Origin of the sequence: Methylobacterium sp. WL103, from assembly GCF_008039885.1 — a bacterium.
Lineage (GTDB): Bacteria > Pseudomonadota > Alphaproteobacteria > Rhizobiales > Beijerinckiaceae > Methylobacterium > Methylobacterium cerastii.
The window spans coordinates 1-7,265 of record NZ_VRUX01000185.1 but is presented as its reverse complement, the minus strand read 5'-3'; the positions used below and the strand labels follow the sequence as shown (position 1 = coordinate 7,265).

Below are 7,265 nucleotides of genomic sequence, written 5' to 3'. Positions count from 1 at the left end.
GAGCCGGTCTCGGCGCCGCGCTCGGCCCCGCGGATGGTGCCCTGGGCCTGCGCGGCGAGCGGCAGGGCGAGGACGAGGGCCGAGGCGGCCAGGATGGACTTGAACTGCATGGTAAAACTCCGTGTTCCGATGCCCGCCGCGCCGTTCGACGCTGGGCGAGTCTCGGGCCGGTAACGCACGACCCCCGGAAACGGATGCGTCAAAAAGGACCGGTTCTCACGCGTCTTTTCAAGCGTCCTTGGGCATCGCCGACTGGATGAACCGGTCGGAGCCGAGGTCTTCCTCGTCGTAGCCCAACAGTTCGGCGAGCCGCCCGCGGGCCCGGCTGACGCGGCTCTTCACGGTGCCGACCTTGCAACCCATGATCGTCGCCGCCTCCTCGTAGGAGACGCCCTCGGCGCCCACCAGAACCAGCGCCTCGCGCTGGTCGGGCGGGAGCTTGGCGAGCGCCGTCTGTAGATCCTCGACGTCGAGGCGGTCGCCCTGGTGCGGGGCCGTGGCCAGCCGCGCGGCGTAGGAGCCATCCTGATCCTCGACCTCGCGGACGCGCTTGCGGTGATCCGAGTAGAAGATGTTGCGCAGGATCGTGAACAGCCAGGCGTTCAGGTTGGTGCCGGGCTGGAAGCGGGCGCGGTGCTGCCAGCCCTTCATCAGCGTATCCTGCACGAGGTCGTCCGAGCGCGCCGGGTTCGAGGTCAGCGACAGCGCGAAGGCACGCAGCGACGGGACGGCGGCGAGCAGGCCGTTGCGAAATTCCGGCTCGATCGCCTCGCCGCGGGCCTTGAGCGCCGCCTCGAGCTTCGCGATCAGCTCGGCGAAGCGGCTCGGCAGCTCGGTCTGGCCCAGCGTGTCGTAGGCGCTGCGCAGGTGGTCGCCGAGATGCGAGCGGATGGTGTGCGACAGGTTGGGCCGCGCATCCTTGCCGCCGTTTTCAGACTGGCTCGGAAGAGTGTCGGTCTCGTCGCGGGTCATGATGCGTCGCAATCTACGGTCTTAAAGCGGGCTCGCGGGCGGTCCGGACCCGCGAGGCGGGACGTTCGCGGCTCGCGCCAGCGCCGCTCCGGTCATGGTGTGTGTTTAACCTATCGCAGCCCCGCTTGCACCTTCGCGGACCGTCACATCCGAGTGCATCGGACCTTGCCTCAACAGGGCTTCGGGGCGACCACCACGGTGGCTGCGGCCGGCGCGCCGGGTTTCAGCAGCCGGATCGCGCCGTCGCGCAGGGTGATGACGTCGCCGCGCGCGAGGTCCGTCCAGCACTCGTCGCGGGTCAACGCCTGCGTCGCCACGACGGAGACCACGTCGCGTTCGGTGGTCTCCTGCGCGAAGTCCACGCGCCAGTCCTCGTCGATCAGCGTCGCGGTGCCGAACGGCGCCCGTCGGGTGAGGTAGCAGAGCCGCTTGCCGCAATGGGCGTAGAGGGTCCGGCTGTCGGACAGCAGCATGTTGAAGACGCCGAGCGCGTGAAGCTCCGCACTGAGGTCGGCCACAGCGCGGTCGAGCAGGGCGGGCTTGGGCAGGGCGGAGAAGCGCGCTTGCAGGCGGCCCAGCATCCAGCAGAAGGCGTACTCGCTGTCGGTCGAGCCGATCGGCATGAACCCGCCGAGTGGCAGCTTCTTCACGCCCTTGAGCTGGCCGTTATGCGCGAAGGTCCAGCGCCGGCCCCAAAGCTCGCGCGAGAACGGATGGGTGTTCTCCAGGCTGACGCGGCCGCGGTTGGCCTTGCGCACGTGCCCGATGACGATGCGGCTCTTGATCTTGTAGTCGCGCAGCAGCCGCGCCAACTCGGATTTCGCGCTCGGCTCCGGCTCGTGGAAGCTGCGGCAGCCGCGCCCCTCGTAGAAGCTGATGCCCCAACCGTCCGCATGCGGACCGGTCTCGCCGCCGCGCCGCGCCAGAGCCGCGAACGAGAAGCGGATGTCGGTGGGCACGTTCGCGCTCATGCCGAGCAATTCGCACATCGTCTCGGAAACTTACCTGGTCGGGCGGGGCCTCGGCGCGGATCGTCCGCCGCCCGGAGGTCCGCTCCGGTTTAGGTGCGTTTGCCGCAGCGAACAACCGCGAACCGCGCGCTTGCGTCAGCGGCCGAGGTAATCCGTCAACGTCATGCCGACCATGATCGCGACCCAGAAGAAGCCGAGGCCCGAGAACAGCTTCACCAGCGGCGGCTCGTGGAGCACCTCCATCGAGACGAGGAGGACGACGAGCGCCATCGCGGCGACGACGACGAGCTCGAGCGTCCAGACCTGCTCGAACGGCAGGGTCGCGCCGAGCGTGACGTTGACTGCCAGCAGGCCCATCAGCGCCAGGAAGCTGAGCACCGGCTTGCGCAGTCGCGCCTTCAGCAGAGCGCGGTCGTCGTCCGAAAGGGTCGCGAGCGGATTGCGCATCGGGCTACCGGTTGACGACGTAGAGGATCGGGAAGGCCATGATCCAGATCAGGTCGATGAAGTGCCAGTAGAGGCCGTAGATCTCGATCCAGTTCTGGTGCCGCGACAGGAACCCTGCCTTCGACGCCATCCAGGTCATGCCGAGCAGCAGCGAGATGCCGGTGAGCAGGTGGAGCCCGTGCAGCAGCGTGGCGACGTAATACAGGTTCACGAACAGGCGCGACGCGGGCGACGCGGCCAGCTCGTACGGGCGCGAACCGAGGAACGGCATCATGTGCTCCGTATAGTCGGCGTAGTATTCGTAGCCCTTCAGCACGAGGAACAGGCTGCCCAAAGCCGCGGTCGCCAGCATCGCCCGCACCATCGCCCGCTGCCAGCCGAGCCGCGAGAACTCGATCGCCATCGACATGGTAAGGCTGGAGACGATCAGCACCACCGTGTTGACCGCACCGATCCAGAACTTGAGGTGGCGCGCCGCCTCTTGCGTCGCCTCCGGATGCTGGATCCGCACGATCAGCGCCACGAGGAACAGAGCCGCGAACAACAGCAACTCGGTGATCAGCCAAGCCCAGATCCCGAGCGTGGCGGCGTAGCGCTGCTGGGCCACGGTCTCGAAGTGGTGGGCGCGTTCGGTGCCGACGCCGTCGGCGAGCCGCGCGCTCATCGAAGCTGGCTCATCGGTGCTGCGCCTTCGTTTCCTGCTCCTGGATCGGATAGTCGTAAGGCACCCGCGGCACCACGGGTGGCGACGTGAAATTCAGGGTGGGCGGTGGCGAGGCGGTCTCCCATTCGAGCCCCTTGGCGTCCCAGGGGTTTGCCGGCGCCTTTTTGCCGAACCACAAGGAATAGACGAGGTAGAGCATCGGGAAGATGTACCCCGCAGCCAGGATCGTCGCCCCCGCCGAGGACAAGACGTTGAGCAACTGGAATTCCGGCGGGTAGGTCGCGTAGCGCCGCGGCATGCCGAGGTAGCCGAGGATGAATTGCGGGAAGAACGTGACGTTGAAGCCGAGGAAGATCAGCAGCGCCGAGATCCGCCCCCAGGCCTCGTTGTACATCCGGCCGGTGAACTTCGGCCACCAGAAGTGCAGCCCGCCGAGGAACGCCAGCACCGTGCCGCCGACCATGATGTAGTGGAAGTGGGCGACCACGAAGTAGGTCGCGTGGATGTGCTGGTTGATCGCCAGCGTCGCCAGGTACAGGCCCGTAAGGCCGCCGAGCACGAAAAGGCCGATATAGCCCATCGCGTAGAGCATCGGCGTGTCGAGGCGGAGCTTGCCTTTATGGATCGTCGCGGTCCAGTTGTAGACCTTCACCGCCGAGGGAACGGCGACCGCGAAGGAGAGCGCCGAGAACGCGAGCGAGGCCAGGTCGCTCTGCCCGTTGATGAACATGTGGTGGCCCCAGACGAAGAACGTCACCGAGGCGAGCCCGATCGCGGCGTAGGCGACGAAGCGGTAGCCGAAGAGCTTCTTCTGGGCGAAGGCCGGGACGATCTCCGAGATCACCCCCATGCCCGGCAGGACCATGATGTACACGGCCGGGTGCGAGTAGAACCAGAACAGGTGCTGGAACAGCACCGGGTCGCCGCCGAAGGCCGGATCGAACACCCCGATGTGGAAGGCGCGCTCCATGATCAGCAGGATCAGCGCCGTGGTGATGACCGGCGTCGCCAGCAGGAAGATCAGGCTGGTGGCGTAGTGGGTCCAGACGAAGATCGGCAGCTTGAACCACGTCATGCCGGTCGCCCGCATGGTGTGGATCGTGACGACGAAGTTCAGCCCCGTCAGGATCGACGAGAACCCGACGATCGTCACGCCGATCAGGGCGGGCAGGACCCAACCGTTCGAGAAGGCGGTGGAGAGCGGCGCGTAGAAGGTCCAGCCGGTGTCGATGCCGCCGAGCACCACCGAGACCATGGTGAACAGCGCCCCCGTCATGAAGACGTACCAGCTGGTCAGGTTCAGCTTGGGGAAGGCGAGGTCCTTGGCACCGATCATCAGCGGGATCAGGAAGTTGCCGAAGGTCGCCGGAATCGACGGGATCAGGAAGAACCACACCATCACCACGCCGTGGATGGTGAAGGCCTTGTTGTAGGTGTCGTTGGTCATCACCGCGCCGTTCGGCACGACCAGCGCTAGGCGCACCACGCCGGCGGCGACGGCGCCGACGATGAAGAAGGCGGTGATCGAGGCGAGATAGAGGATCGCGATGCGCTTGTGGTCGGTGGTGAGAAACCACGAGCGCAGGGTCGATTCCGCGTGCAGGTAGTCGGCGGGGCGATCGAGCGTCGCCTCCGGTGCGTGCGGCTCGCGGTTGGCGAGCCCGCTGTCGACGGTGCCCGATGCGCTCATCGCGTGGCCTCTCCGGACGCTGCGTCGCCCACGGTGCGGGTGTTCGATTTCAGGAAGTCGATCAGGCGGCCGAGGTCGTCTTCGGGGATCACGCCGGCGAAGCTCGGCATGATCTGCTTGTAGCCTTCGGCGAGCCGGTTGCCGTTGGGGTTGCGGATCTTCTCGCGAAGGTAGTCCTCGTCGGCCGTGACCGTGCGCCCGTCGGCGAGCCGCACGTCGCGTCCGTAGAGGCTGGCGAGCTTTGGCGCCTTCACGGTCGAGCCTTCGTTGTGGCAGGTGCCGCAGCCGTAGGCGTCGTAGATCGCCTTGCCGGCGGCGACCTTGGATTGCTGGGCGCCGGAATGCGTCAGCCATTCCTGGTAGTCGCCCTGGCTCAGGATCGTCAGGTTGCCGTCCATCGCCGAGTGGTCGGTGCCGCAATATTCCGAGCAGTAGAGGTGAAAGGTGCCGGGCTTGTCGGCCTTGAACCAGAGCTCGGTGTACCTGTCGGGCAAAGCCGCCATCTGCATCCGCAGCGCCGGCAGGTAGAGGGCGTGGATCACGTCCTGGCTGATGATCCGCAGCTTGACCGGCTGACCCATCGGCACGTGCAGGTCGTTGATCTCGGATTGTCCGGTGGGATGCTGGAACTTCCACATCCATTGCCGGCCGATCGCCTCGATCACCATCGCGTCCGGCGGTGGGTTCTTCGACATGACGAAGAGTCGCGCGCCCCAGACGAAGAAGATCAGCGTCAGCAGGAACGGGATCAGCATCCAGCTGATCTCGATCAGATTCGAGCGGATGCCGCTGGTGTCGCGGTTCGCCTCCTGCCCGTCGCGGTAGCGGATGGCGAACCACGTGATCGCCAGGAACACCGGCACGGTCAGCACCAGGGTGAGTACCGTGAAGGCGAGGATCAGGTAGTCGGTCTCGACCGCGACGGCGGAGGCCGCGGCCGGCCAAAGCTCGAGGGCTGCGTGCGTCGGCGTCATCGGCTCAAGGGTCCAGCGTTCGGCCGACCGTCAGGGCCATGGCCCGGTCGATCGGGATGCGCGCACGCTGGCGCGAGGCGTCGAGGAAGGCGTAGCCGTCGAGCCGCCGGTTCTCCGCCGCACGCTCGGCGTCGAGGTCGGCATAGGGGTCGGCCTGCAGGTTCGGCGGTGGCGGCACGAGCCGCGAGGTCTGCTGCGCCGTCAGCTTCGGCAGGGCTTGGCGCTGGTCCGCGGCCACGAAGGTCCTCAGCCACACCATCCCACCGATCACGACCAACGCGGTGACCATGAGCCCAGCCATCACCCGAGCGGTGTTGCCGACGTTGACGTCGGAAACCTCGTAGCCCGGCCCGCCGGAGGACTCGTCCTTCTCGGATGACTGCCGCGGCCTGGACGCGGCGGCTGGCCCGCGCAGACCCGACAGGCCGGCGATGATCGTCGAGACGAAGCCGTAGCGTCGTTGCGTCCGGTCGGTGCTCATGCGGCGGCGCTCCGGCGGCGTCGGGGCGAAGCGAGCGGCACCAAGCGTCGGACGAGCGGACGCAGCGCGAGGCCGAGGCACCCGACGGCCACCGCGGCGAAGACATCGCTCATGCGGATCACGAAGCGGTCGCGCAGGGCGGGCGTCACGAACCAGAACATCTCGACGGCGTGGAGCACGACCGTCAGGGCCGCGAGAACCCGCGTCGTCGGGCGTCCCGGGCGGAGCGTCGCCAACGCGCCGAGCAGCACCACGGCGCCGCCGAAGCCGGCGAAGGCGCGTCCGAGCCAGCCGCCGCGAGCGAAGTACCACATCACCTCCTGCGGCAGGTTCGCAGACCACACGATCAAGAACTGCACGAAGTGCAGGAAGGCCCACAGGCTCAGCAGGACGACGAGCGGCACCAGCCGGTCCTGCCCCGGGACCGCGCGTCCGCGCCCGATCGGAGCGGGCTCCTCGGGCGCCAGCAGGATCGCCGCCGCCAGCGCGAGCCCGCTCCAGGCCGTCAGCACGAGGAGGCCTTCGAGGCTGGAGCCGAGTCGATGATCGAGCGATCCGACCAGATCGGTGACGGCGAGGGTGCCGACGACCGCGTGCAGGGCGACGCTAGAAACCGTGCGTCCGTCGGCGCGATCCTCCGCCGGCACCACGAAGCGGGCGGCGAGCCAGACCCATGCTGCGAGGTACGCGACCACGCGCAGGGCGAAGAGCGGAACCGTGAACCAGACCGCCGCCAACGGCGTTTCCGGGGCGGCGTCGGTCCAGGGATAGATCCGTCCGATGCCGACCAGAATGGGAATGCCCAGGATGGCGGCGACCGGCATCAGCGCGACGAGCCGGCGCAGGGCCTTCGACAGCTCGCCCTCGCCGTGGTCGTGCCGGCGCAAGCCGAAGCGCTCCAGCACGATGGCGATCGGAAGCGCGCCCACCGGCAGGGCGAGCAGCGCCAGCCAGGCCGCGAGGTAGGACGCCGCCGCCCCGCGCCAGCCGGCCGTCAGCACGGTGAGGACCAACGCCCCGAGGCCGAGGAGCAGCGCGCCGACGGGGTTGCGGCCCGCGGCCGCGG

The 7,265-nt window shown here is 67.9% G+C and carries 8 protein-coding genes; all 8 read right to left on the bottom strand.

Going from position 1 to position 7,265, the window contains the following annotated elements; genetic code table 11:
* Positions 1–228: 228 nt before the first annotated feature.
* On the bottom strand, positions 229–972 hold the full coding sequence (locus FV222_RS12895) for a NepR family anti-sigma factor (protein ID WP_147764170.1): 744 nt from the start codon (positions 970–972) through the stop codon (positions 229–231).
* A 170-nt stretch (positions 973–1,142) separates the two neighbouring features.
* A complete protein-coding gene (locus FV222_RS12890) occupies positions 1,143–1,961 on the bottom strand; it encodes a class II glutamine amidotransferase (protein WP_147764171.1) in 819 nt (272 codons plus the stop codon).
* Positions 1,962–2,078: 117 nt separating this feature from the next.
* Positions 2,079–2,390 (bottom strand): oxidase, encoded by a 312-nt coding sequence (locus tag FV222_RS12885; protein WP_147764172.1) that lies wholly within the window; start codon positions 2,388–2,390, stop codon positions 2,079–2,081.
* Positions 2,391–2,394: 4 nt separating this feature from the next.
* The gene (locus FV222_RS12880) at positions 2,395–3,054 is read right to left on the bottom strand and encodes a cytochrome c oxidase subunit 3 (RefSeq protein WP_147764173.1); all 660 of its coding nucleotides are present in this window, start codon (positions 3,052–3,054) and stop codon (positions 2,395–2,397) included.
* Positions 3,055–3,064: 10 nt separating this feature from the next.
* Positions 3,065–4,744, bottom strand: a complete 1,680-nt coding sequence (locus FV222_RS12875; protein WP_147764174.1) for a cbb3-type cytochrome c oxidase subunit I — start codon at positions 4,742–4,744, stop codon at positions 3,065–3,067.
* On the bottom strand, positions 4,741–5,718 hold the full coding sequence (gene coxB / locus FV222_RS12870) for a cytochrome c oxidase subunit II (protein WP_147814539.1): 978 nt from the start codon (positions 5,716–5,718) through the stop codon (positions 4,741–4,743). Before coxB ends, FV222_RS12875 begins: the two co-directional genes overlap by 4 nt.
* Before the next feature lie 4 nt (positions 5,719–5,722).
* On the bottom strand, positions 5,723–6,199 hold the full coding sequence (locus FV222_RS12865; protein WP_147752849.1) for a hypothetical protein: 477 nt from the start codon (positions 6,197–6,199) through the stop codon (positions 5,723–5,725).
* Positions 6,196–7,200, bottom strand: coding sequence for a hypothetical protein (locus tag FV222_RS12860; protein WP_246685442.1), 1,005 nt, complete (start codon positions 7,198–7,200; stop codon positions 6,196–6,198). Before FV222_RS12860 ends, FV222_RS12865 begins: the two co-directional genes overlap by 4 nt.
* Positions 7,201–7,265 lie beyond the last annotated feature (65 nt).